This is a genomic window from Halorubrum sp. Hd13 (genome assembly GCF_002252755.1).
Taxonomy (GTDB): Archaea; Halobacteriota; Halobacteria; order Halobacteriales; family Haloferacaceae; genus Halorubrum.
This window is the reverse complement of record NZ_NHOY01000004.1, coordinates 19,085-43,133: the sequence shown is the minus strand read 5'-3', so window position 1 is coordinate 43,133 and position 24,049 is coordinate 19,085. Positions and strand designations below refer to the sequence as shown.

Sequence of the window (24,049 nt, the reverse complement as noted above, 5' to 3'; positions counted from 1 at the left end):
TCTTAACTTAACATCACCGATAGGTGACACCTGCTAATTTATAACCTATACAGCAGTAACGTCCCGGAAGCGTGCCGAATCCTCCACAGGAGTTTGGATCTATCGATCTCGACCTTTCGTCGAATCCCGAGCTGGCGGCAGAGTTCCCTGATAACTCGAAGGCACTCCTGATGCTTGGCTTCGAGCTGCTACACGCAAAGAGGTGGCCGATGGCATCCATCTCGGAGCAACTTCAGGCCTACCTGAACCAGGGCTTCGATCCAGCCGAAGCCGTTGGCGAGCTTGACCTCGTCACCGACACCCTCCCGTTCTGGAAGCTGGAGAAGAACTGGTACAAACTCGACAGGGAGGACGCCGCACGGCTCTATCTCTACCGGTCCCTCACCGCCTCGAAGGACTACGCCATCGAAGAGGAGTTGAAGGACGGCGTTGCGGAACATCTCGGCCTGAACGACACCGTCACCGAAAACACAATCGAGCGCATCAGCGAGGAAGTCGAGAAACAACTCGGCGGTGAGGTACGTACCGAGGTTCGGGAGGCCCTAGAGGAACTGGAGGACAACGACGAGGTCGTCACGCTGCCGGAATCCTCAGCCGACGGGCGCGGAGAGCCGCCGCTCGTGCTCATCTCGCGCGAGATGCGGAAGAGAGCGTACCAATATTTCCAGTTGGACCGGGACGAGTCACGGGTCACGTACCCCAAGTGGCAGTTGTTCAAGCTGATGGAGATCGCCGGTCTGTGCAACATCCACCCCAACGACGCCGAGGAATCAATCCGGTTTCTCCCGTACTTTTACTACCGAGACGTGCCCGGCTTCAAAACGTTCTGGAACCAACTCCGCGAGTATGACATACTCAAACTGCGGAAGATGTATCTCGCCGCCTTGGAGTCGATCATTACCGTAATCGATGAGTACGGCTACCTGCCCGAGACGACCGATATCGCCGTGGACCTCACGAATATCATGTGGTACGGTCGGCACTCGAACCAGAAAAATAAGAACGGGGAGCTGCTCGACCGGGATGAGATTCCGCACGAAGACCAGCCCATCGGCGTCGAGGGTGTGAATGAGAAGGCGGGGAGCGCCTACGCGTTCCAGATCGCGTCCGTGAGCCTCGCCAACGTCGAGATACCCGTGACGCTGGCCGCGAAGAGCATCCAGCGCCGCGGGAGCATCGAGCACCAGATAGACGAACTGCTCACCTACGCCGATCAGTACGTTGAGCCCGATGTCGTCTGTATGGACGGGGGATTCTACGGTCGCGGAATGCACGAGTGTCTCGAAAATCACAGCCTCGACTTCATTTCCCGTCTGCGAGGGCGTATGCCCTCTATCGTGAGGGAACTCAAGGAAGGCGCGATTTACAACGACCTGGACTACAATGCAGCGGGATACGACGTTCGCATCGGTGAGGAAGTCCCGGAAATCGAGGCCGAGTCGTGGCTCATCACGATGCCGTCGGAGAAACGTATCTCCAGGGCTGACACCGGAACCGAAGACCAGAGGAATTGGGAGGTCTACTACACCAACCTCAATCCCGAGCAGTTCGGCGGGTTGGAGATCGGGCGACGATATCGGCAGCGTTGGGCGGTGGAGACATCCTATCGACTGATGAAACACGATTTCACCGCGAAGTCGGCAAGCGAACTCCGGAGCCAGCGAGAATTTATCGCCAGCATGGTGTTCATCTACAACGCGATGTGGATGGCGTCGAACGTGAAGTACGCTGTGGAGAACGACCACCCGGTGAAAGATGACCAGGGGCGTTACCCCTTCACCGCCAACCAGTTGATGATCGCCATGCTGCTTGACATAGAGGACATTGATATCGGAGAAGTGCGAGATCTATCAGTTTGAAGTAACATTGTTCGAGAGGTGTTCGGAGATGGCTATCCGTTCCGTCTCGAAGGCCATCCTGAATTTGAGAACTGAGGCTCAATTACCGAGGACTCTAGTAGTATGTCAACAGCAAACTCTAGAATTTCATCTATCATGACGTTTGGATGTCGACTTTCTCCCACGACGAAAGTCGTGGGCTTCCGCCTCGTACTTCTTTGACATCCTCTCCGCCCTGAAGGGCGAAGATTCCCACGGCCCCGCACCACTGGTTTGGGGTGTTTACGATTTGTAGCTGTCCCGGTGACGGCTACTGGCTGTGCCAATCAGCCGTTACTCCTATCCCGGCATGGGATTCAGAGGTACTTCTTACTGTACCCGAACACTCCAACAGAAAGGGTGCTTTCTGTGTGTGGTCGGGAATCCCGATATTATCCGATTAAGTGGGCGGATAGACCGCCTCGGATAACTATTGGTACGACAATCACTCAGTTAAAACACCCGACCAGAAGTTTGTGGTTGCTGTAGAGAATTGTCGGATTCATCCCCGCGCTGAAGCGCGAGGCTTTCTCCTTGATTCTCCGTAATTCCAGTGGATTGTCGACTGCGTCGGTGCGTATACGCACTGTGGCACTCACGGTAAGAATCCGAGGACGGTTAGTTGCCAGACGAATAGAATCGCTAGCCCCGCGAGCACTGTTTGGTGGATTCTCGCAGCTAGCGACCAGTGTGAGTGCCGCCAGCCTGAGACCGCTCCGGCGACAGTCCCGAGTGCGAACACCGCAACGACGTACGGGAGTGCGAGCACTGCTTGCAGCCAAGCCGGTACGATGAGGAGTGCGAACTGATCGAGGTTCATGAGTGTGAACACGAAGCTCCCGGCGAACACAAGCACTGTGACACAGAACCCGACGGCTGAGGCCCGGCCAAGCCACGCGGGGTTCCGCACCCGCTGTCCGAGGGCGATGCCCCTGCGTCCTTCTTTTGTTGCCTCGCCGGAGTTGGACGGCGACTGTGGAGTTGTCACTGCGATCCCTCCTTATTGCGGTCTGGTTGAGCCGTCTCGTCATCGGGTGTGGATCCGCCGTCGCTACCAGATCGGAAGCGACTGAGACGCCGCCAGCCGCTGATTCCCGCCCACCCGACGAGAGAAAGAGCGGATCCCCCGGCTGCGGCTCCGACAGCTCCGAGCGTGACCTTGCGCTGGTCAGGCATCGTGACCGGGAGGAAGGTAGTCGACGGTTGACTGTTAAGGTGCAGTTGCGTGACACGCCCGTCCGCAACATCGACCGCTAGGACATCGTCCCCATTACGTTCGCGATAGACGTACGGCTCGGTTTCGACCCACTCGACGGCGTCGCCTCCCATGGTCTGTGTGACGAGACCACCATCATCAGTTGCGTCGACAGATAGTCGGCTTAACAGCCCAATCACTTGACGCCAGTCGTCTTCAAAAGCGGTAGCCGTAGACTTGTATTCACCCGCTACCGCCTCAGCGCGCTCGCGGCTCGTTCGCGCCGTGGTTGGATCAGGTGTTGGGGTTTCAGGGAACAAGCCGTATTCGGTCAGGATCTCGGCGGCGGGAGTGACTGGGTCTCCGAGACCGTTGAACCCGATGAACACTCCGACGTCGTGGTCTGGGAGCAGCCCCAGCCAAGCAGTGTAGTAGACGGTCCCGCCCGAATGACCGATGTACGATCCACTGGGAGGGCCGTACTCGAAGAACCCGTATCGCAGTCCGTTGACCGCCGGGTGACGTCCGTATTGTCGGCTGTGCATCGTTGCCATCGTCTCGCTGTTCAGTATCGCGTCGGTCCCGTACCCGAGATGCGCTTGCATGAACGCTGCCATATCGAGTGCCGTCGCACTCATCGACCCGGCCGGCCCCCAGTTGATGTACAACGGATCCACCCGAGTAATTTCGTCGCCACTCGAATCGTGTGGGGCAGCCAGGTCGCCGGGGTGGTCAGCGGGAACCGGCTGTGTAAACGTGCTGTGGTTCATCTCGAGTGGACCACAGATGTTTGATTGGACGTACTCCTCGAAGGTCGTATCATATGCTTCAGCGACGATGTGACCGGCCAGCGTCGCGCCCCAGTTGGAGTACGCGACAGCTTCGCTTGGCGGGCGGATCCGGTCCGGTTGGTCCTCGACAAGCGCCGTTTCCAGACTGGTGAGTGCGTTCGAGTTCGTAACGAGTCCAGGATTTGGAACGACGCTGAACCCGGCAGTGTGGGTTCCGAGATGACGGAGCGTCACCGGGTCGGAATACGTGTCCGGGATAGTGACAGCGGAGTCCTCAAGATACCTGTTAACATCGGCATCCAAATCGAGGACGCCATCCTGTACGCCCTGCATTACTGCCGTCCACGTCACGAGTTTCGAGACCGATCCGATACGGGTGGCTGTCTCTTTTTTATCCATACGCCTCCCCGTTTCGACATCGGCGTGGCCGTATCCTTTTGCGAGTGCGATATCGTCGCCGTTGACAATCGCAACTGTCGCCCCGGGAGCAGCGTCGCCGAGCTGCGACGCCAGCGTCTCTTCGACAACCGACTCAAGATCGCTCATCTCGGGGGACACCGTCTCAGGAACCGTACCTGCCTCCACCGTGCGTGAACTGGCTTTCGCGCGGTCAGCAGTCGATCCGACGCCCGTCAGCGCCAGTCCGCCGACACCCGTTAGGAAGGTTCGTCTGCTGGTGTTGATCATCTCAAACGGAAGTCCCAGCGGTAAAGACAAATAAATAACACCAGTGTTTTAGAGCCTGAAACAGCGGTTCACCGATATACAGACGCGTCAGCCAACCCGCTGACCGCCTCGGTTCCGGGAGCCAGCGCGCGAGCGGGACGGTCAAATCGCCGTCGACAAGGCTCTCAGTCCCGCCCCGGCGCGTTTTATGTCGTAGAAACGGGAAGCCTCGGGGCTTGACCCCGAGGCGATTCACCCCGCCCGTCTCGGTGATCGCTCGACGAGTGGGGTGACAATTCTCGCTGGGAGTAGTAACCGTACGGATAAGAGCAAATCGCGACCACGACCGCATCTTCCGGTTTCTCGGCCTGTAACACGTACTCAGTGTATATGTGGCGCGGAAAACAGGATACGCGTATGCGAGTATGCCAGTCGATCGGTGGCGCCGATACGTGCACCGCGCATGCGAACCGGACCTACGGGACGTATCTCGATCAGACGGTCCCTCTAATCCAGTTGGAAACACCACAGAAGGGAAGCGTCTCAAGACGCGGGGTCCCCATCAAATTGCTTGGAATACGCTCTCTGGATTGAATATATCCCAATTTGAGGAGTCTCATCACGATCTCATTACGCCTCTGATCAAGAAGATGGACCCATTACGAGCGATCTATCCGTTCGGATTAGCTAGTGCGAACGTGATTATGGGTTGGCTTCTCTACCAGCTGTCTAAACCGGGGTGGGGAGGCTTGCTTGTCGTGATCGGCCTCTTTGTTATCCTCACTTTGATCGGAAGCGCTATCAGCGAATATCAATCCGCTTCCGAACGATCAACCTGATTTTGATATCCACATTTACTAGTCAACTACCCCATGATAAACGCCTTCGGCGTTTTGAGGGTGGGGCTTGTCCATGAACTCGGCGTCGAACCCTTTCGGGTGGGCGGTGAATCCGCCGCTCGGCGTCACCGTTCCACGTCGATGTCCGCGTCATGCGTCGTAGGTACTCAGGTCACTCTCACTGCATGTACGCTGACGACAGCCGCGACCTAAGATCGCCGTTCCGGAGGACAACGTATCCGACGGTGAGCGCAGCGACACAGAGCACGGCTGCGCCGTTGACTGCCCCGTACACCCCGACGAACTGTGTCGGGCCGGTGAACGTCGGCCGGATCAGCATCGGCAGAACCCCCGCAGCCTCACCGAAGTTTGCTAGCCCGTAGATGTTGTTTATCGCAAAGTTGATCAGGAAATGGAGGCCGATCGGCAGCGCCAGCGAGTCGGTCCACACGTACGCGCCCCCGAGGAGGAGCCCTAACGCCGCCCGAAATCCGAACTTTCCCAGCGTATCCGGGAAGTGCCCGAGACTGAATATCAGCGAGGACGCCACCACTCCTGCCACGACCGCGCCACGGTCGGACAGCCACCGACTCCGGAGTCCTTCGACGGCGCTCGTCAGAATGAGGCCCCGATAGACCAGCTCTTCCCAGAAGGCCACAAACATCCACTGGATGGTCCACACTCCGAATGCGGCGGCGAACGGCAACACGTTCGCGCCAGCGCCACCCGAGAACACCTCGGAGACGGTCGCCCACCCGGCAAGCAGACTCACGGGGAGTGCTACCGCCATCCCCGCCAGGGCGATGACGCTGCCAGCGCCGAAGTCCTTCAGCCACGACGGGTCAAACGCGAGTCCGTAGTCGGTCAACGGTCGCCGGTCGACGTACCTCGCGACGCCAACCGCCACGAGGAGTCCAGAGAGGGCAGCGATGAGGTTTGAGGCGGCTCCGGTCATCGACGGCGGGAGTTCGGTGCCCGCGAGCGCCAGCCCCGGGAGCACGAAAATCCCCACGAGCGCGGCGACTTCCACTCCGAGGATCCGCCAGAGTGCACGGGGGCGATTCTCGGTTCGATTCCACAGCACGGAGACGACGCGTCCGGTGATGCCACCGTAATTAGTTCGCCGGTCGTCATCGCCCGACCGCGACGCGGTTCGTTCGAAGTTGGTGTCGGTGTCTGCTTCGGTCATCGACACCTGAACGCATGGACGCATGGAAAAAGGCTGATTTCCCTGGCTTCACTGGTTGAAGTCAACCTACCGTCGTATATGGGCTCGGGCGTGACATTAGTCTCGGCGTGGCATCCACAGCCCGTAGAGGATCAGTCCCAGACCGGTGAACTCGGGGATTTGGAGGAGGCTATTGAGGACCGGGGTGGGAAGCTCCAAGACGTAAATGAAGATGAGGGCCAGCGGAGCCTGAACGAACAATACTAGTATGAACCCGATCGCGATGTACAACATCGGACGGCTCTGATTCTGCCGGTATGCCGTGTAAGCGAGGTAACCGATCCCCAAACCGATGATCATCGGGATCACCTCGCTCAGCTGACGGACGGTTCGTAGCGTATCAAGATCAATCAATTGGAGCGGTGTATCGAGCATATTAGCTTCCCTCTACGAACTGCGTGAAGCGGTCTGCCATCCGTTCCCGACGTGAAATCGTAATCTCAAAGCCGTCTTCGCTGAGATCGAGTTCGATCCCGTCAAGATCCGTCCGGTAGAGCTTGTAGTTTTTTCCGTCGGTGACTGGCTGGATATCTTCGGTAACCAGATCGTACTCGCGGAGTCGTTCGAGTCGGCGATAGACCGTCGGCTCCGAGACCCCGGCGCAGTCGCTGAGCTCCGCCGCCGAGCACGGTTCCTTCTTCGTCTCGACGAGAATCGTGCGCGTACACTCGTCCCCAAGCAAATCCGCGAGCGCTTCGGGATCTCGCACCTCGGACACGGTACATCGGTCATCTCTTCGTTCGTCAATATAGGTTGTGCCGTTCTAGCCGTTCTGTCTGGCTTCAGTAGGTGAAGCCACCAGAAACAGCCAGTCATACGTACGCTCAATATTCAGGTACGGATGTCCGAGAACCAGACACAGACTGTATGGCAGACCATAGCAGGGACACTGCTTGGCAGCATCGTCGTGTGTCTAGCCGTCCCAACCGGAATCGGTCCTGTCGCCGGTGGCTGGCTCGCAGGACGCGGACTCCAGCGCCAGCGTCGCAGGACCGTGGTGAGTGCCGTAGCCGGCGTGGTGGGAACACTGCCATGGACAGTGGTAACGTTTCTGGCCATGACGGGTGCTATTGAACCGGTGGGGTATCACAGGGGCATCGTCCGCGTGGGCGTACTGGCGGCTTCACCAGATGCATTCGTCCTCTGGCAGGAAGTCGGCCTGTCCGCCATACTCACGGTAACACTTGTCACGTTCGCGGTTGCTGGCGGTGTCGTCAGCAGTCTGCTAGGTGGCGGAGTCCGGTCTCGCCGTGAGAAGCTATCATAGTGAGTCATCAATGTCTACACGCATACCGACAAGCGTGCTCCTCCCGACGGTGTCTTGGACCCACGCCTGTGACGATGTCGCCGCAAAGTTGGGTCCCGAGGACGAGGTCCTCATCATCCACGATACCGAGGACGACCCGGTTGCGGACCGAAACACGCTCCCGGAGAACGTCCAGTTGATCCCCGCCGGCGGCCCTGTCGGGTGTTCGGGGAAAGCAAATGCTATCGCTGTAGGGATGGAGGCTGCCAATTACTACCGTTTCGTCTGGACCGACGATGATTTTCATCACCCCTCGGACTGGCTTGACCGCCTCCGCGAGGACTACGCCGAATACGGCCCGACAACGGAGCTGCCGGCGTTCGTCGGTCAGGATCCGCTTGCAGTTCTGTTAGAGCCTGTTTATGCTCTTGGGGGAACGCTCGGGACGTATATGGGCGACCACGCCTGGGGTGGATCCGTCATATTTGACAGAAGTGATCTTGACGGGGAAAGGTTCCTTTCGGAGCTCCGCCAGACTATCAGCGACGATGGTCGCCTCGGGGAACACACCGATGTAACGTCAGTTCAACGCTGACGCCGGGTACCAATGGGTGGAAGTCTCCGGCAGACGGTTGAACGACATATCCGGTTCAACCAGATTTTCGCAACGCATGATCCAACGGTAGCGAAACTTTCGTTTGGTGTGTTGGTCGCCGTTCTCATCGGCTGTGTCTTCTTCTGTGGCAACGGCTACAACGATTGTTCTGAAAAAATGGAATCCTATGTGGTATCGTTCGTAGTAGAAAGAGGCCTCTGTCGAAATCCTCAGAGTCTGGTAGAACTCGCGTGCTGTATACAGAGAGTACATACAGCACAGCGATACTGTTCGAGAACTCGGGTCGCCACCGAGAGTGTATGGTACAACACGGACAGTCAGTTCACGCTCTTCGACAGCTCAGCCCCCGCCTTGAATTTTATCTCATCCGACGCACTCGAAGCGTTCACCAAGTGTAACACCGGCGCATCCACCGCCACGTGCGTCACAACCCGATACGTCTCCCCCTTTTCACTATCGACTCCGGACGTCATTCCCGGGAGCCTCCCACCGAGCCCTTCGATAGTGATGTCGCCGCTTCTGTCGACTCCGCCCAACTCAATCCGCGCGCCCCGCAGAGCCCGCTCACTCACCCCTGCTCGCGCCACTCCATCACCGAGCCCATCACTGTCGAGATCGCCGAGACGGTCGAGTCCAACCGGGACCACCTGTGCTGCCCCCACCATCGACAACACCGTCGTCGAATTCTCGTACAACGCAGCATCATCGATAATCCATCCACCTGAGTAGATGAGCTGCCCATCGTTCAGCCCTCGACCCACGTACATGAGGGCTGGAACCGGCTCCGGACAACCCGGTGGCTGAACCATTACCTGCGCTACTGTCAGGTTGAGCAACCGACCCTGCTGAGTAATTTCCACAGGTAGGTCATCCATTTTCTTTGCCCACGCATCCAACCCCTCCGGCTCGAACGGCTCACCCTCAACCGGACACACCACAACAGATGTACCAGCTTTAGCAGACGGTGGAGAGTTCGTCACAACAACGTGGCCGTCAGCAGCGCGCTCAGCCACGAGTCCACCGCCCGTCGCCACAGGCCCCGTCATCTCCGCAACGAAGTGGGGCGTTGCCCCGCATACCGCACCCGGGGACACAGTGGAGTCGTCATCGTCACAATCACCACTCTCATCCGGACCACTCAAACCAGCCGAATTTGACCCCCACGCGTAGAGTTGGCCCTCACCATCAGACCGACCCGTCAGGTAGGCGAAGAGCCGCTCCGGCGTCACCGCTTCCTCGATACTCCCGTTTCCACCCGGAACCTCAGCATCGGGCAAACACACAGCGAACCGCTCCGCAACAACAGGCTTCTGTTCAAGATACCTGAAAAGCTCCGCCTGCTCTCCCGGACTGAACAACCCGGATGAGTCAAACTCGACTGGTGGAAGCAAGTAATCCCCGACGAGGATGTCGTTCCCGCCACCACCGTCAAGACCGAACGCCGCCCATTCGCCGTCCTGAGCGTACTCCTGCGCTCGGACAACGTCTGCCTCCCTATCTGCGACGTTCGCCAGTGCCGCGACACAGGACTCGTCTGAACACCGCTCCAGCACTGCCCGCATCTCGGCCAGCACCGCTTCCATATCACCCAACACCCCAGTAATCTCTTTCTCCGTTTCCGGATTCCGCCCCGTCCGCGCACTCCGCTTCGAAATTGCTGTCGCAGCCGCAGTCGTCGCCTCTTGGAGCTGTGCGTCAAGTCGGAAGACGCGCCGGAACGTCTCGTCGTCTTCGTCGATATCGTCGTCGATGATATCGCTGGGTCCCGCGATACTCCGATTACTCCGGGGCGTATTATAGTCCTCACCGCGAACGTCGTCGTCAACGCCATCGGCATCGGCATCTCCATCCCCGTCAGGAGCCCGGATAATTGACTTGTCACTCCGAGAGTTGTTGTAGTTCGCCGCGGCGAGCGCGGTCGAAGTCACCCACCCTTCCAACTCAACTCGCCCGGCCACCGTTGGAGTCAACCGAGCCACGTGCGGGCCTTCCGGTGCCATCTCGAAGGTGACTTCCGTGTCATCGTCGTTCCAATCCGCACCTGCGAACACTGCCGCAGGCGACGACCCTGTGTTCGTGACTGACGACGCGACTTGGCTCAGACAGCCACTTAGCGCGCCGATTGCGACGGCGCCGCTCGCTGTGAGTAACGCCCGTCTGCTCGTGGTAGCACGTCGCATGCTATTTGCGTGACTATCACGTCGTCGTGAATTCATAATCGTACAGTAGAGGTGATACGTTATTATAAGCTTTCTTATAATTGTAGTATTCGTATGAATTAGCGTGCGGCAGATTCGCGCTCTGTACTTTGCACGTCTCTAAGAGCATATCACCGATTGTGGATTTCACCTATGGAAACGCTGCTACCCGGGCAAACCACGCCTAGCGACAAAATGATTACGCCGTCTAGGGATCTGCTGTTTTCACAGCCGGTAGGCGGCCAGAACGTGTCTGCGGTGCGGTCGCTGTCTGGCGATAGCTGACGCTCATGGAGGGCCTCGGCTGGCCACTGAGGGCCGCCGAACGGGCGGCCCTCAGGTCCTTCGTCTATGCGGTCACACCGGGTGGATCGTACGCTTCTCCCCGATCAAGCATGTGGTAGATCGATACCAGCATCTTCCGAGCTGCTGCCACAATCGCTTTCTGTGAGTTCTTTCGGCTTGCTAACCGGTCGTAAAACCGACTCAGATACTCGTCGTTACTGGTATGAACTGCGGTGTTTGCTGCTTGAACGAGCAACCATCGCACACTCCCTGATCCACGTTTTGAGATGCTCCCTTCGATCCGCGAGTCACCTGACTCGCGGATCACCGGGTTCAATCCCACGTAACTGACGACCTCCTTGTCACCGTCAAACCGGTCGATCCCACCTAACTCCGCGTAGATCGTCAGCGCAGTGTAGTAACTCACACCGGGAATCGTCATGAGCAGCTGGGTCTCCTTCAGAGACCCAGCGCGCTCTTCGATCGTCTCATCGAGCTTCTGAATCTCATCGGTGAGCGACTCGATCAGGTCGAGGTACGACTCAAGCAACGTATCGAACGGCGTCGGGATCGAGAGTCCCCGCAGGGACTCTCGTCCCTCTACGGTTAGCGGTTTCACGTCCTCAGTGATGCCGTGATCGGAGAGAAGCCCATGAATCTTGTTGGCGTACTTGGTACGGTTTTCGACCAACGTCTGTCGCCCGCGCACTCGTGCGCGGGCTTCCCTGACCTCCTCGGTCGGAACGTAGCTTTCAGGCACCGAATTTAACCGGAGCATCCGCGCGAGTTCTTTGGCGTCAACGCGGTCGGTTTTCTTGTCGGTGTCTGCGATCTGGTTGATCTTTTTGGGATGAGCGACAGTCACATCCAAGTGCTCCGACAGCGTATCGTGGATGTGGTAGTAGTTGGAGGTCGCCTCAAGCACGGCTTGTGCGCCGGCGTACCGCTGGGCGAGGTCGTCGAGGTTCGCGTTTTCGACGCGAACCTCTTCGACGATCTTCCCAGCCTCATCCATCACTGCCACCTGTGCGTACCGTTTGTGGACGTCTATTCCGAGGTACATGGTTCGTTCACCCGGGACGCCAGTGCGTGAAGCAGAGATTCACCTATTCGGGCTTTCCCGGATGCCGCGGGGCGCGGCATCCGGGCTGTAACGCCCATGACTCGACTTCTTTCGCACACGGACCAGTCAACAGAACGTGCTCTGTGGCACGTGAAATCCGTCGGTCTCTTGCGCCCCATATCTTGTTTCACGTTCTCATGGAGTAGCAGCGTTTCCATCGAGTCAACAGAGCCCTCGAACCCCCCAAAGGCCCCCCGAGTACTGCTTACCGAACGATTCTATCTCAAGTCGAATGTTTGCCCTAGTGTATTGAAGTGGCATATACCCGGGTCCAATGTTTCTGGGTCAGTGACAGGGTCGACACAGATCGGCGAAGTAGTAGAATCCGTGTTTCACGTTCCGTAACGGTGACTCAACTTATTACGGACTGGACTTCCACCGTCCATACATGCCCGCAAAACAGGCTTATCGCGCTGAGCATCGCACAACCGACCACTCAGGAAACCCAGATACACGTCGGGTTAGTGGTGAGAGTCTATGCCTCAGGAATTACGACGATAGTACCCACAATGTTCACATCACAATCACCGACGACAACGGCGAAACCGCGTTCACCCGGACCGTCTCTGTCGGTCCACAAGACACCGTCAGCATCCAGACTCGTCTCGAACGCGCAGTCTACCGAGTAGACGTCCGACTGGATAACGGTGTGGGTGACCGCGCAGACTGTCTTCTCGGCAGCGATCCGAATGAGTGTGCCAAGATCGAAACTGGAAACGGAGTGGTTAGCGTCGTTGAAGGCTATTTTTGATCGGCTGGCGTGTGTGGCGGAGAGCTAGTGAGAGTTGAGAGTTAGTCTCGTTTTAAAGGACAGATGACTGGCTCTATATCGTCACCAGAGTTGTTACTTTTCCGACTCTTCCAAGACCGAATCCTCTTCCAGATGCGATGGCGCGTCATCTCTGTCGGACTCGAGGAGTCGTTCGACTGTGTCTTCAAATTCCGCATCGCTGAGCTCTCCGCTGGTATATCGCTCTTGTAGTGTTGACAGCGCATCATCCGCAGAGCCGGTGTCGTGACTGTCGCTCGGAACGTCTCCCGAAGCCGCGGCTGCCCATAGCGGGTACTGTTCCGGGTCATACTCGTCGGTATCGGGCGGTACCTCCTTAATCGTGAACTCAAGAACGCCAGACGCGACCATCCCCGCGGTCAGTGCCACGTACCACACTGCCGGAGTGAGTACATACACTCCGGCGACGGTCACAAATCCGGCCACAAGTGAGACCGGATGATCGTCCAGTTGATCGAATATGGAGGGCATCACCGTGTCGACAATTATGGGTCACGGCCAAAATACATACGGCTAAATGTTCTTGACCAGAGGCATACTACCAGCGTAGAAAACGCTGATGCCCCCCCATCCCTCCGGCCCTCGAAGGAGGTTTGTCCCCGTAAATCTGCGGAGGGCATCAGCAACTGTGTGTATGCTACTCTTTCACAAAAATCGATCGACGCTCAGGCGCTTGGTGTAGACCCTGTATAACTGAGATACGCTAATACCGAAGATACGCTCCGCTACCGATACAGATCGTAGCGATGAGTAACAATCCACCACTGAAAACATTCCTCAGCGTGCCTGAAACTCCAGGATTTGCGACAATATTGAAAGCCTGCTGAAACACAATTAGTTGGAATACTAGCAGAAGACTTCCTCCAGAAACCAACAACTGACTCTTCGAGCTTCTGTCCATAATTCAGTCAGCATCCGGCAATTGTATAGGTGTTATTCACGCTCTCTAGCTCAGAAACAGAGGCATAGTATTCGATTCTCAGGCCAAATAATTCTGATGCGCAACGTATTTAACCTGACTCACGCCCAACTTATCACCCCGAGCGCAGTTTCAGCGTGTTAGAATTTCCTTACGGCGGAAACTGCTGCGAAGAGAGTGAATACTCCACTGAGCACAATCGCGATGATCGGTGCGTTTGACGTTTGATCTTTCAAAAACGCATCTCCCGGCTGGTCGGGAGAGACATATGCGGTTGTCTGTATCCCCTGTTCGTACTCTTCAATAGCTGATTCGGCGCCTGACTGCGTTTCGTAGTTCTGTTCAATATCTGCGGGATATATTTTTGTTCCAGTATATTCATTCCCATTATAGGTGTACTCAAACTCGACCACTGAATCGAAATTCGCACCTGGATTTGATGACGTTCCGCTGTCCGTCTCGATGTCGAGTTCAGCGATAGTCGCATCAACCTCGACTGACTCTCGAACTGCCTCTGTCTGTTGAACGTAATCGTATCCCCCGTAGCTGATGATAGCAATCCCAATGAGGATGTACAGTAACGCACCTTTGAGACTATCCAATGGGACCGGCGGAGCCACAGAGGAACACCGCGTGTGGGTAGGTCGTGTCAGAGGTAGATGAAACGGCTGGTCATTGAGGGTTGCTTACTTTTTGTCCCAGTTTATTCAATCTCATACACTTGTTCGTTGATACTGTAGAACTTTCGTTCAGTATACATTCCAGAAGTATATCAGCCCACCATAGAAGATCGCACTTATAATTGCCACTAAAAGTGCTGAAAATAGTGTGCCATCGGTAATCAGATATTCGTATACCAAGACAACAACGAACCAGAGGAGACCATGTACTATCGGTTGCCGGAGTGACTGGATATTGGTGTTAGTGGAGGGCATCATTGTTAATTGAATTAGCCGAAGAAAGACCTCTGCTGATATTGTACTGACACCAACTGCGTCAGAATATACAACTTGGCGAATGTTTTAATAGAGTACATTCCTCTAGAAGTATGGCGTCAATACGCCTTCACCGATTATCACTGCCGTCTGAGTCTTGCGGCATCGACTCTTTGTTCCGATAAAAACGAACGACTACAGTAGTGCCTGTGGAACCAGTTGACTGGAACTCAAGTTCAGCGCCCAGTTGGCTTACGGCCCAATTGACGAACCAAAGTCCGACTCCAAGTCCGTGCTCGAGCTGTGTTTCGCTCGATTCGGTCAATAAGTCACGCTCTCGGTCTGGGATCCCGGGACCATTGTCCGCGATGCGGAGCTGCGGGATATCATCAGCTGTTCGTTCCACCTCGATATCGACTCGTGCGGGGTCATCTGAGTGAACGATAGCGTTCTCAACGAGTTCAGTCATGAGCCGGCGCACAACAGTTCGATAGGAGGTCAATTGCAGCCGCTCCGGTGCGGTGACTGAGATGCTGCTATCCGGATAATCATCACGTGCCGTCGCAGCGACTTCGTGGGCGACAGCAGCAATGTCGACCGTTGACGGAGCGCTAACGCTATCGGTCATAACCGCTTCAGCCTCTCGTGCCTTCCGGCTGACCGAGGCAAGCTCGCTGGCACTATTTTGAATGGCTGTCTGGTGCGTGTCGTCTTCTACGTGATCCGCATGCGCTAAGATCACGTCGAGTTTGTTCCGGGCGTTGTGTCGAAGCACTCGGTTGAGTACTGAGAGCCGCTGTTCCCGGGTTCGTTGATCGGTCACGTCTCGAAAGACAATTGTCCGCGCCACAGGCTCCTCGTCGCTGTCACCCATGTCGCGTTCGACGTCGGAGACCGTGTACTGAAACGGACGTCGGCCCTTTGTCGTCTGAAGCGAGGCGACCTCTGTGGTACCTCCTGATAGATCTACCCCGCCGAACCCGTCAACGGCCGCGTTGAGTGGTGTCCCAATCACGTCTCGTGTCGTCCACCCAAACAGGCTTTCAGCTGTCACGTTGGCATCGAGGATATTTGCTTCCCAGTCGACAACGACAACCGCCTCCTGAAGCGATTCGACGACGCGTGACCGGGCGACATAATCTGCTTTCGGGAACCCCGTCAATACCGGATAGCGTTGAATCGCAACGGCAAGTAACACTCCCGAAACTAACAACCCGCCAGTGACTCCATCGATGATCAAACTCCCGTCCAGCCAGCCCCCAATAACGTATGGTGCTGAGATTGCTCCCAGCTGGATCCCAACCTGTGTCCTTGAAACACGCCCGTGGTTCCAACCGTACCTGAGGAAGAGAAACGCTGCGTAGACGTAAATTATGAACAATAAGAATAATTCAGTACCGACGAGCGACGCGAGTGAGCGACGAATTTCCTCTCGCATTGGGTCACCCTCGAACGTGGCTGCTGCCCCAATCAGCGGGAGCGTAAGGAGAACAAACACCGCCCCTCGGAGAAGAGTAAAGCCTGTCTCTCGGCCGATATATCCAAGCACATAGACTAGCCATATTGCGGGAAGAAACACAACCGGGACAACCTGCGCGATAGCAGCCAAATTCGATCCGACCCCCCACGCGTTCGGAAATTCAGATATCAGCGAGAGGAGCGCCCACAGCAACAGACTGGCGGTTATTAGCGCAAAGGGGACCGCATTTGGGGGGGACCGATCCTTCGCAGTTTGCCACGTTACCCACGCCAGCAGGCCTACAGCAACGACATCAACGGCAACTGAGAGTCCTAATGAGAGCAGCATTGGCGGAGGGGATTCGCTTTCGGATTTTTATATGGAACAGCGTTGAACTGCTGGGCAGTTACTGGTGTCATTGCGCTCACTCACGCTGGTTGTTCAAGTGATTCATCCATAATTTCATTACACCCGTTACTGGCCCGGAAACACGGATATGTCGAGTGGTATAGCCGACTCTGAGGATAGTTGTTTCGTAAGTTTATTTCTAAGTTTGTCGGCTTCGTCCAGCGGTATAGCGATCAACTGACTGCTGTTGCTGCTGTTGAAACACTCCGTTCAGGCTTATTGGTTCCCCTAAAAATATTCAGGTGAAATGCAGTTTACTCTCCGTGGGGTGGCTGTCACGGTTACGCCGCTGATCCTTCTCGCGCTCATTCTCGGACTTGGTATCGCTGGGTATGGAGGTTATGACTACGTCCAGCAATCGAACGCTGTTGACGATGCTGTCGCTGTTGAAACAACTGTTGTTGGCACCGATATCAGCAGATCTGATGGGCGTCGCTTCTACTACCGCGTCTCAGTTGAGCACACCTACGAATATCAGGGGCGTGAATATACGAGCAAACAGGTGTTCCCAGGCTCAACGAGGCCGATATACACCGTCCAGAGCGACGCTCAGCGTATTATTGAGCCGTACGAACCGAATGAGACAGCTACAGCCTACGTTACCCCCGACAACCCTAGTGGAGCGTTTCTCAAGCGACAAACGATATTTGCTCCATTCAGATTCATTGGTTTCGGGAGTCTTCTGGCGCTCTTGACAGCACTTCATGCGATTGGGGCGCGTAATCCTGGCCAAAATACAGAGATTAGTCAAACGAGTGAGCGCGAGCCAACTCGATATAACACGGTGTTCGGGCTCAGTCGGGATACACTGTCTCGAGTTAGTAAGCGTCTCATGCTGTTTACACCAGCTGTGTTTTTTGTTTCTCTCGTAACCATAGTAGCACTTCTGTTGAATTCGGAGGGATCATCACTACAGGTCAGTGTGACTAATCCAGTCGGATTCGCGTTACTTGCGGCGCTTCTATCGGTTTTAGGATTTGTCTTTGGGCTCACACTCTATGGCATTTGGTCATTTACCGAATACAGACGACTGCGTGAACGTATTCCAGACCCACGGCCACCGAGTCCGTTCCGACATCCGTCTCGCCTCGTTACAATCATGTACTCCCGAGAAGAACTCAACGCCTATGGCCGTCGAGTGAAACTGACCGGCTTCGTGTTCACACTCATCGTGTTCCTCATCAGTGTCGTCGCGTTCGTGCTCGTGACGGCGTCGTGATAAAAAAGAATTAGCTCGATCGGTACAACGAGAGGAGAGAGCCTATAAATAGGAATGTACCGACGGCGATTAATGCGGCCCCTATTCGTGTTGACTCTGTGATTTTTATCGCTCCGACTGCCGTCATTGCGATCCCGACCACACTCAGCAGAACCTTCCATACCGCGTTTGGGACCAACTCCAGCAGTAGTTCGATAATGAACTCAAAAATGTCATCTATCATGTGTATTAATCACCACGACGTTGCTTAGTTCGTCAGTTAGCAATAGTGCTGGTTGGTACATCCATTTGCTTGTTTTTACTTCTGTGTTCACCATTTCAACCTCTCGGCTCTGTTGAAATCCTCAGCAGTTGATACAAACAGGCTGCCGAATACAGGGCGCGAGTCTGTCACCCATCTACAGACTGGGTGGTATGACGGTTGTACAACCACCATGGAATATGGAGTACCATTGCTAAGATAACTGCCACACCAAACTCCAAGAGAACTCCATCAGTAACCTGGGACGCAAGAAAGACTGCAGCGCCAGCTATGACGGCAGTTATGAACCGACTCGGGTTCCAATTGAGGAGGGCAGACTGAAGCGCGGACATTACTTCCTTAGCCGGAAGCTACGAAGATATGTGTTCTGGAAGTCTGGGTTCGGTATGATAAACTCACCCCCTGTATCTCGCGTGGAGTTTGTATCAGAATCTAAGGATTTTAACAGAGCTAACTTCTTTTAATGTTGAGAAATTGTATCAAAACGCAAAAGTAAATTTCTGTCATCAATGGTTTCCACGATACCCTCCACGGATTCTGAGCGCTCACAAAAAGCGGTTGATGTCGCACAGCAATATCTTAGACGCGAACGTCCACTCAACGCGCTTGTCGTCGTCCTCGCGGTGTCGGTATTCCTCGGCACATATCTCGTAACAGCATTGCTACCATCTGTTCTCGTCGCAGCTATCCTCATTATTGGAGTACGACTTCCTATTTTTCAGTCAAACGGGACGTTCCGACTTCGAACTAGTGACGACCTTGATACTGTTATTGACGAATTTTCCGGGCCCCTACCGCCTGTTCTCGCACTTCAATGGGGTGTGGCTGATAAGGTCTCCATAGAGGGTGACACAGCAATATATTCCGTTTCGTACCTGTTTGGACTCCGATCGGCCGACGTGACTGTCCACACGAAAACGGATTCGACAGCAGGTGGTGGCTACCTAATTGAGTCAGAAGTCACGGTTGATGGACAACCATGGGCAACATATACGTCGACGATTAACAGCTCAAGGGAATACACAACCATCGACGTAACATACAGCTCAAATCGGCGGTTCGGACTACGACGTGTCCCACAACAGCTGATCGCGAATCGGTATCGTGACGAGGTGCTCTCGGTTCAGGGATACACTGTTGTCACACGTGAATCGCACTTCGGGATATAACTATTCTAACGGTTGTGGTTCAGTGCCTGAAACGCTGACTTGGATTTCTTATTGATATAGGAGAATCAGTTGAGTGATGCGATTAGCGTTGAGTTCATCCGTTTCGATACAAGGAGCAGGTAGTACCAATATTGAATTGTTCGTTACACTAGGACTCACTGTTTTGATTTTTGCCGGATTTTGGAAAGTATTTGAGAAAGCTGGTAAGCCGGGGTGGGCTGAGATTATTCCGATATAAAACCTCTACGTCTTGGTCAAAGTAAGCGGAAACGCATGGTACTGGTTTGCTCTGTTCTTCGTCCCGGTGATCAATTTCTTCGCCACGCTGAAGATTAGTATCGATATCGCTGGCAAATTCAATAAGGGAATCCTGTTCGGCCTCGGACTCACGTTTATTTCGTTCATCTTCTACCCACTTCTTGGGTTCGGTGGCTACCAGTATAACGATGCCACTGGCTCAACTGAGAGCGTGGCCTGACACTCAAAAAATCTGATTCAGGCCCAACTGCGCCGTGTTTCTCCCGATGAAACGCTGCTATGGGCTTGATACTATTCCCAGTATTATATACAGGTAGCCGCCGGCCGGAGGCGGTCTTGAACAAATATCCGGTCGCTGAGCCTCTCCCATCGCTCACCTCTCCCCCCGACGGATGGGAGGCTCACCACCTCCCCCGCGACGTTCCATCGATCACCCCCCGCTGGAAGGACGGCCCTCCACCCTGTCCACCAGCATTCATCTGTCAAATAGAGTATGTAGCACCGACACCTCACCAGTAGAAGTTAGTGTCACAAATTCGTGGAGCCGCAGTCTAACACTGGAGGGTCAACAGCGTTAGTTATTGTTTGATCTGATAGATGATAAGCCCGACGAGCGGAATCGCAGTGAACAAAAATACGAAGACGCCCGCTGCTACGCCGCCTTCAAACTGAGCAGCTATCACCAACGCAATCAGTGAGACGACTCCGAACAGAGCCACCGACGCAAGCGAGATACGAGGTGCTGTACCGTCTAGCCGCAGCAATTCGATGCTAACTTCCACCATAGTGTCTGGCTCGTGTGTATTCGCATTCCAATTCGCACCAGCGTCATTGTCTGCGGTACTCGCGTCGACAAGTGAGTTCGTGATTGGGGTCGTATCTTCGAGTCGTGGTAGCTTGGTCGGCCTGCCACCGCGGTCAACGAGTACCGTCGAGGTGTCCAACCACCTGTCGACGGCGTCACGTTCGATTCGGACCTCATGATCAGCTAGCGATTCGTACCGCCAAAGAGGGGTTTGAAACAGGGTATCAGTCGCAACAATGGTGTCCGAATCTAGCCGGTATTCAACACCAGCGTACCGGATCCAGTAGTCGAGATGGATGAGACCAAGCGGGACGCCGATCCCGAGAAGCATGATGCCACCCGCTATTTGGGTAGCACCATCAAATACAGCAAGTGATGCGGCGAGAAAGGCGAGTGGTGTCAGCAACCATAGTCCAGGGTGTGTCCGGAAATGTGAGGCCGTAGGCAGCAGCCGTCCCGACAGCGACGGCCGCAAAACTGTGGGATTGCCTGATAGCGTTGTCTCAATTGTCTCACGCTCCGGGGGACTGTATGCGTCTCCACGGCCGACAAGTGACCACAATCCCGCACCGAGACGGCCATCGTAGTAGTATTCTGCGAGATCGGTGAGGAGCCTAATTGAGACTACCACTGCGACAAGTGGTCCCGTCGCAACCCGTTCAACCGCACGAGAGGTCTCTCCACCCCCGCCGTTAGAGACAACCAGAGCTGCGGTGAGCAGCGCGATGATGCTTGCGAGGAGTACTGTTGCGCCTTCCGTGACAACACTCTGAAGAGCGGTTGCGACGTTGTGATCTTGGTAATCACCATCTCGAAAGTACGTAGTGGCTGTTCGCCATCCTGCTGCGATGAAAATTCCAAACGCACCAGCAATAAGCCACGACGAGATGTTGGCATCCGGATTCACACTTGCTACGGGGCCGACAACTAATGCCCCGACGAACAGCCACAGTCCGATGAGGATCGGTACCACGAACAAAAGTGTCGGAATCGTCAGTAGTCGGACGTTAGCACCGATCAGCGGGACTGAAATGGAGGTCTGTTTTGTGGCAATCGCCCCCAACAGGATTGGATCCCCGTTCCGTTCCATTGGCCGCCCGGCAAACGTCGCTCGAACAACCGCCCAAAAACAGACAACACCGAACTCAAGCCAATATAACGTCAGCAGTTCTAAAACCGACAGGTTGAAAACAACAATCCCGACAACCGGAACCAGATTCGCCACAAGGAGGGCCGATAGTTCGGGATCCGGGAGGCGACTATCTCCCGTATTGTGAGTTGTCGCTGCTGAGCTCATCTACGGATGTGGTGACAAAGCGACCCGCTGCGCGTACCCTGGGCGTGGAACACAGACCCATCAGGATCAATCACAGTTCTGTCTCGTGACTTTTGAACAGATGCTGTGGAGGGCATTCATGTACCTAACCGGTAGCGGATCTAATAGTAGTAAGCCATCGTTGCTGGAGTCAGTGTTGATCACTGAGTACGGGTTTATACCGACTGAGAGTACTTCCTATTGAGGTGAGGATGACAAAGACCCCAACCACGACGACAAGCCCTCCTAGGACCGGCTCAGATAAGTAATAAAGCAGCCAGCCTATTGCAATGTTGGTACTGGCCAGTCCGATCGGATAGAGTGTCTGTTGTAAGTACATGGCTCTCAACGCTGTCGGTACTGAGTTGCCGCAGGTAGTGCTGAAAGATCCGTACCGAGCGGGCGACAAGCAACGTGATTTCGGGAACTGGCTTTTAGATGATCTCTAGGTCGTCGGATCTGGTGGTCTATTTCCGACAACAGCCTGTCGAGGGCTCTTCCCCGCCAGTCCTTGTGGATGCTAACTTCGAGTTGCTCGTGGAACTTGTGTCTCCGAGGAATTGGATATTGAAATACGTACACCATCGTCTTCTGTAGTATCTGTGCGTTGATTCCCCCTGTAACCAAGAGCTAATAATACAGACTTGACGAGAAGCATTGGTCTAAGTATACAGAGTCACCAAGGTAGGATATCTGGTCGTTTTATGACTATAGCACCGATGGTGGAGAATATCGGTGACTCTCAATGTATCAAGTTAGGACATACAGGTCCCGACAACACTAGTGATAGTATACTCAAGAATGTGCCTCTGATGTGGTGTCCCCGTTACACCAGATCAAATTGGCTGAGATACTCAAATAAATTTAGTGATGTCATACCGCGGTTTTACTGAACACAAGGAGAATGCCCTGGTACTTGACCCCGAGGCGATTCACCTGTCTGTGTTCCCGATCCATCAGCTACTGACCTAATCTTCACAGGTATTGGTTGACAACGCCGCGGCCATACTGTTTTATCGCTCTCAATAGGAGCCGTCCAGACACGCGTCGAAGTATCGATCTGTCCGGCGGTGTACTGCCAGCGAGGGACGTTTCCCAGCCAGTACATCGCTGAAAACGTTTTCGCTCTCGGATTGCGGCTGTTTGAACGGTCTCGACATCCATAGATTTGATCGACCGGTCCTCCATCAGGATGTCACCTTCTACGACAACCGTCTCAACGTCTCCCGCAGTTACGGTGTTCATCAGTACTGAAGGAATGTTGCTGTACGGCTGATGGCGCGGCGTATTGACGTCGATGACGACGAGGTCGGCGCGTTTTCCCTGTTCGAGACTCCCGATCTTCCCGCCGAGGCCAAGTGCGCGTGCGGCATTAATGGTGAGCATTTTGAGGAGATCGTACGACAACCATTGCTGAGCACCGTATTCGAAGTTCGCCAATAACCGGGCGTGTTTGGATTCCTGAATGAGATCCCAGGAATCGAACCAGAACGGATCATCCAGGCCGATGACAACGTTCGCGCCGAACTCTTGGAGTGCGGGGAGTGGGAACCAAGTTTGTGTTCCAGCTTGGAAGTAACTGTAAACGGTTGGGCAGTGAAGCACGTGTGCGCCGGCATCGGCGATCCGCTGTGCGTCGTCTCGGCTTGCGTGTAGTAGATGGGTGAGTAATGTTCGCTCATCAAGGAGGCCGTACCGGTCGAGTAAGTCGAGTGGGTCATCGGTGCCGCTTCCCGCAGCCATCGTGTCGGCCGCGGCGGAATCATACAGATGTGTATGAAGTCGCAAGCCGGGATAGTCCGCCCGTAGCTCGGCCACACCCTCCCAGAGCGTCCGTGAACAGCCGGCTTCGCCCCCCGGTGCGATACTCGCCGTGACTCGTCCCTCGAAAGTATCGTGATAGGTTTCGATGAACCGTCGGGCGTCTACGAGCTGTTCGGCTGCGGACGCAGGGGTGAGGAAGTCAGCGAGTTCCGGTCCGATCACGCCGCGTAATCCAGTCTCACCGATCGCTTCCGCCCCGAGTTCCGGCGTGAAATCCATCGCGTTGACGGTTGTGACGCCGTGTGTGAGTTGGCGTAGGCAGGCGAGCCGCCACGCGGCCTCGAAAAAATCGTCCCCCAGAGTCGATTCGGCCGTGTGATACAACGCGAAGGCTTCCTTGAGCAATTCGTCACCGGGGAGTTCACTGAACAGTCCTTGCACAAGGGTGAAATCGGTGTGACGGTGGGCGTCGATGAGACCAGGGATCACGACCTTGCCGCTCGCATCGATCACGTGTTCCGCGGTCGATCGGCGATCTGCGGGCTCAGTCGGTTCGACCGACAAGATGGTTCCGTCGGTCACTCGAACGGAGCCATTCTCCAGTATCCGGTTTTCGTGATCCACCGTAACCACGATCGCGTCGTGAATCAGGAGATCAGTCATGATCGGCACACGGTAGCCG

The 24,049-nt window shown here is 55.3% G+C and carries 18 protein-coding genes; 5 read left to right on the top strand and 13 right to left on the bottom strand.

From position 1 onward, the window contains the following. Positions 1-71: 71 nt before the first annotated feature. Positions 72-1,859 carry a transposase gene (locus DJ81_RS00555; RefSeq protein ID WP_094587923.1) on the top strand — a complete coding sequence of 596 codons (1,788 nt, stop codon included), beginning with the start codon at positions 72-74 and terminating at the stop codon, positions 1,857-1,859. A 613-nt stretch (positions 1,860-2,472) separates the two neighbouring features. Here DJ81_RS00555 and DJ81_RS18580 read toward each other — a convergent pair. From DJ81_RS18580 to DJ81_RS00535, 5 genes are all read right to left on the bottom strand, one after another. After that, complete coding sequence (locus DJ81_RS18580) at positions 2,473-2,865, bottom strand: hypothetical protein (protein ID WP_094557152.1); 393 nt, start codon at positions 2,863-2,865, stop codon at positions 2,473-2,475. Beyond that, the gene (locus DJ81_RS00550) at positions 2,862-4,550 is read right to left on the bottom strand and encodes a serine hydrolase (RefSeq protein ID WP_249269040.1); all 1,689 of its coding nucleotides are present in this window, start codon (positions 4,548-4,550) and stop codon (positions 2,862-2,864) included. Before DJ81_RS00550 ends, DJ81_RS18580 begins: the two co-directional genes overlap by 4 nt. 996 nt (positions 4,551-5,546) lie before the next feature. After that, positions 5,547-6,557 (bottom strand): CPBP family intramembrane glutamic endopeptidase, encoded by a 1,011-nt coding sequence (locus tag DJ81_RS00545; RefSeq protein ID WP_094527543.1) that lies wholly within the window; start codon positions 6,555-6,557, stop codon positions 5,547-5,549. Between the two features lie 96 nt (positions 6,558-6,653). Further along, positions 6,654-6,971, bottom strand: a complete 318-nt coding sequence (locus tag DJ81_RS00540; protein ID WP_094527544.1) for a hypothetical protein — start codon at positions 6,969-6,971, stop codon at positions 6,654-6,656. A gap of 1 nt (position 6,972) precedes the next feature. Beyond that, positions 6,973-7,314 (bottom strand): winged helix-turn-helix domain-containing protein, encoded by a 342-nt coding sequence (locus DJ81_RS00535; protein WP_198948037.1) that lies wholly within the window; start codon positions 7,312-7,314, stop codon positions 6,973-6,975. Positions 7,315-7,897: 583 nt separating this feature from the next. On the opposite strand from DJ81_RS00535, the gene DJ81_RS00530 reads away from it, so the two are divergent. Then, the gene (locus DJ81_RS00530) at positions 7,898-8,437 is read left to right on the top strand and encodes a glycosyltransferase (RefSeq protein WP_249269039.1); all 540 of its coding nucleotides are present in this window, start codon (positions 7,898-7,900) and stop codon (positions 8,435-8,437) included. A 338-nt stretch (positions 8,438-8,775) separates the two neighbouring features. Here DJ81_RS00530 and DJ81_RS19520 read toward each other — a convergent pair whose 3' ends face one another. From DJ81_RS19520 to DJ81_RS00500, 5 genes are all read right to left on the bottom strand, one after another. Beyond that, positions 8,776-10,386 carry a hypothetical protein gene (locus tag DJ81_RS19520; RefSeq protein WP_249269038.1) on the bottom strand — a complete coding sequence of 537 codons (1,611 nt, stop codon included), beginning with the start codon at positions 10,384-10,386 and terminating at the stop codon, positions 8,776-8,778. A 619-nt stretch (positions 10,387-11,005) separates the two neighbouring features. After that, the gene (locus DJ81_RS00520; RefSeq protein ID WP_094587921.1) at positions 11,006-12,004 is read right to left on the bottom strand and encodes an IS110 family transposase; all 999 of its coding nucleotides are present in this window, start codon (positions 12,002-12,004) and stop codon (positions 11,006-11,008) included. Positions 12,005-12,908: 904 nt separating this feature from the next. Beyond that, entirely contained in the window at positions 12,909-13,325 is a 417-nt protein-coding gene (locus DJ81_RS00515) for an SHOCT domain-containing protein (protein ID WP_094523931.1), read from the bottom strand. A 588-nt stretch (positions 13,326-13,913) separates the two neighbouring features. Then, positions 13,914-14,393, bottom strand: a complete 480-nt coding sequence (locus tag DJ81_RS00505; RefSeq protein WP_094523933.1) for a DUF3592 domain-containing protein — start codon at positions 14,391-14,393, stop codon at positions 13,914-13,916. A 445-nt stretch (positions 14,394-14,838) separates the two neighbouring features. Then, positions 14,839-16,515, bottom strand: a complete 1,677-nt coding sequence (locus tag DJ81_RS00500) for an ATP-binding protein (RefSeq protein WP_094587919.1) — start codon at positions 16,513-16,515, stop codon at positions 14,839-14,841. A 307-nt stretch (positions 16,516-16,822) separates the two neighbouring features. On the opposite strand from DJ81_RS00500, the gene DJ81_RS00495 reads away from it, so the two are divergent. After that, positions 16,823-17,794, top strand: a complete 972-nt coding sequence (locus DJ81_RS00495) for a DUF3592 domain-containing protein (protein WP_094525985.1) — start codon at positions 16,823-16,825, stop codon at positions 17,792-17,794. Between the two features lie 10 nt (positions 17,795-17,804). Here DJ81_RS00495 and DJ81_RS19010 read toward each other — a convergent pair whose 3' ends face one another. Beyond that, positions 17,805-18,017 (bottom strand): hypothetical protein, encoded by a 213-nt coding sequence (locus DJ81_RS19010; protein ID WP_094523936.1) that lies wholly within the window; start codon positions 18,015-18,017, stop codon positions 17,805-17,807. A gap of 548 nt (positions 18,018-18,565) precedes the next feature. Here DJ81_RS19010 and DJ81_RS00480 point away from each other — a divergent pair. Both DJ81_RS00480 and DJ81_RS19515 read left to right on the top strand, forming a co-directional pair. Beyond that, complete coding sequence (locus tag DJ81_RS00480) at positions 18,566-19,225, top strand: hypothetical protein (RefSeq protein ID WP_241881411.1); 660 nt, start codon at positions 18,566-18,568, stop codon at positions 19,223-19,225. Positions 19,226-19,475: 250 nt separating this feature from the next. Further along, positions 19,476-19,703: a DUF5684 domain-containing protein gene (locus tag DJ81_RS19515; protein ID WP_241881410.1), complete on the top strand. Its 228-nt coding sequence runs from the start codon at positions 19,476-19,478 to the stop codon at positions 19,701-19,703. Positions 19,704-20,061: 358 nt separating this feature from the next. Here DJ81_RS19515 and DJ81_RS18575 read toward each other — a convergent pair whose 3' ends face one another. After that, positions 20,062-21,585 (bottom strand): DUF6498-containing protein, encoded by a 1,524-nt coding sequence (locus DJ81_RS18575; RefSeq protein ID WP_249269037.1) that lies wholly within the window; start codon positions 21,583-21,585, stop codon positions 20,062-20,064. 993 nt (positions 21,586-22,578) lie between these two features. Then, the gene (locus DJ81_RS00465; RefSeq protein ID WP_094558225.1) at positions 22,579-24,030 is read right to left on the bottom strand and encodes an amidohydrolase family protein; all 1,452 of its coding nucleotides are present in this window, start codon (positions 24,028-24,030) and stop codon (positions 22,579-22,581) included. Positions 24,031-24,049: the final 19 nt, after the last annotated feature.

Coding starts and splice junctions, on each gene's coding strand:
- DJ81_RS00480 (WP_241881411.1), top strand. CDS start 18,566: ATGGTTTCCACGATACCCTCCACGGATTCTGAGCGCTCACAAAAAGCG.
- DJ81_RS18575 (WP_249269037.1), bottom strand. CDS start 21,585: ATGAGCTCAGCAGCGACAACTCACAATACGGGAGATAGTCGCCTCCCG.
- DJ81_RS00520 (WP_094587921.1), bottom strand. CDS start 12,004: ATGTACCTCGGAATAGACGTCCACAAACGGTACGCACAGGTGGCAGTG.
- DJ81_RS00495 (WP_094525985.1), top strand. CDS start 16,823: ATGCAGTTTACTCTCCGTGGGGTGGCTGTCACGGTTACGCCGCTGATC.
- DJ81_RS00540 (WP_094527544.1), bottom strand. CDS start 6,971: ATGCTCGATACACCGCTCCAATTGATTGATCTTGATACGCTACGAACC.
- DJ81_RS00550 (WP_249269040.1), bottom strand. CDS start 4,550: ATGATCAACACCAGCAGACGAACCTTCCTAACGGGTGTCGGCGGACTG.
- DJ81_RS00465 (WP_094558225.1), bottom strand. CDS start 24,030: ATGACTGATCTCCTGATTCACGACGCGATCGTGGTTACGGTGGATCAC.
- DJ81_RS19010 (WP_094523936.1), bottom strand. CDS start 18,017: ATGATAGATGACATTTTTGAGTTCATTATCGAACTACTGCTGGAGTTG.
- DJ81_RS00500 (WP_094587919.1), bottom strand. CDS start 16,515: ATGCTGCTCTCATTAGGACTCTCAGTTGCCGTTGATGTCGTTGCTGTA.
- DJ81_RS00515 (WP_094523931.1), bottom strand. CDS start 13,325: ATGCCCTCCATATTCGATCAACTGGACGATCATCCGGTCTCACTTGTG.
- DJ81_RS00545 (WP_094527543.1), bottom strand. CDS start 6,557: ATGACCGAAGCAGACACCGACACCAACTTCGAACGAACCGCGTCGCGG.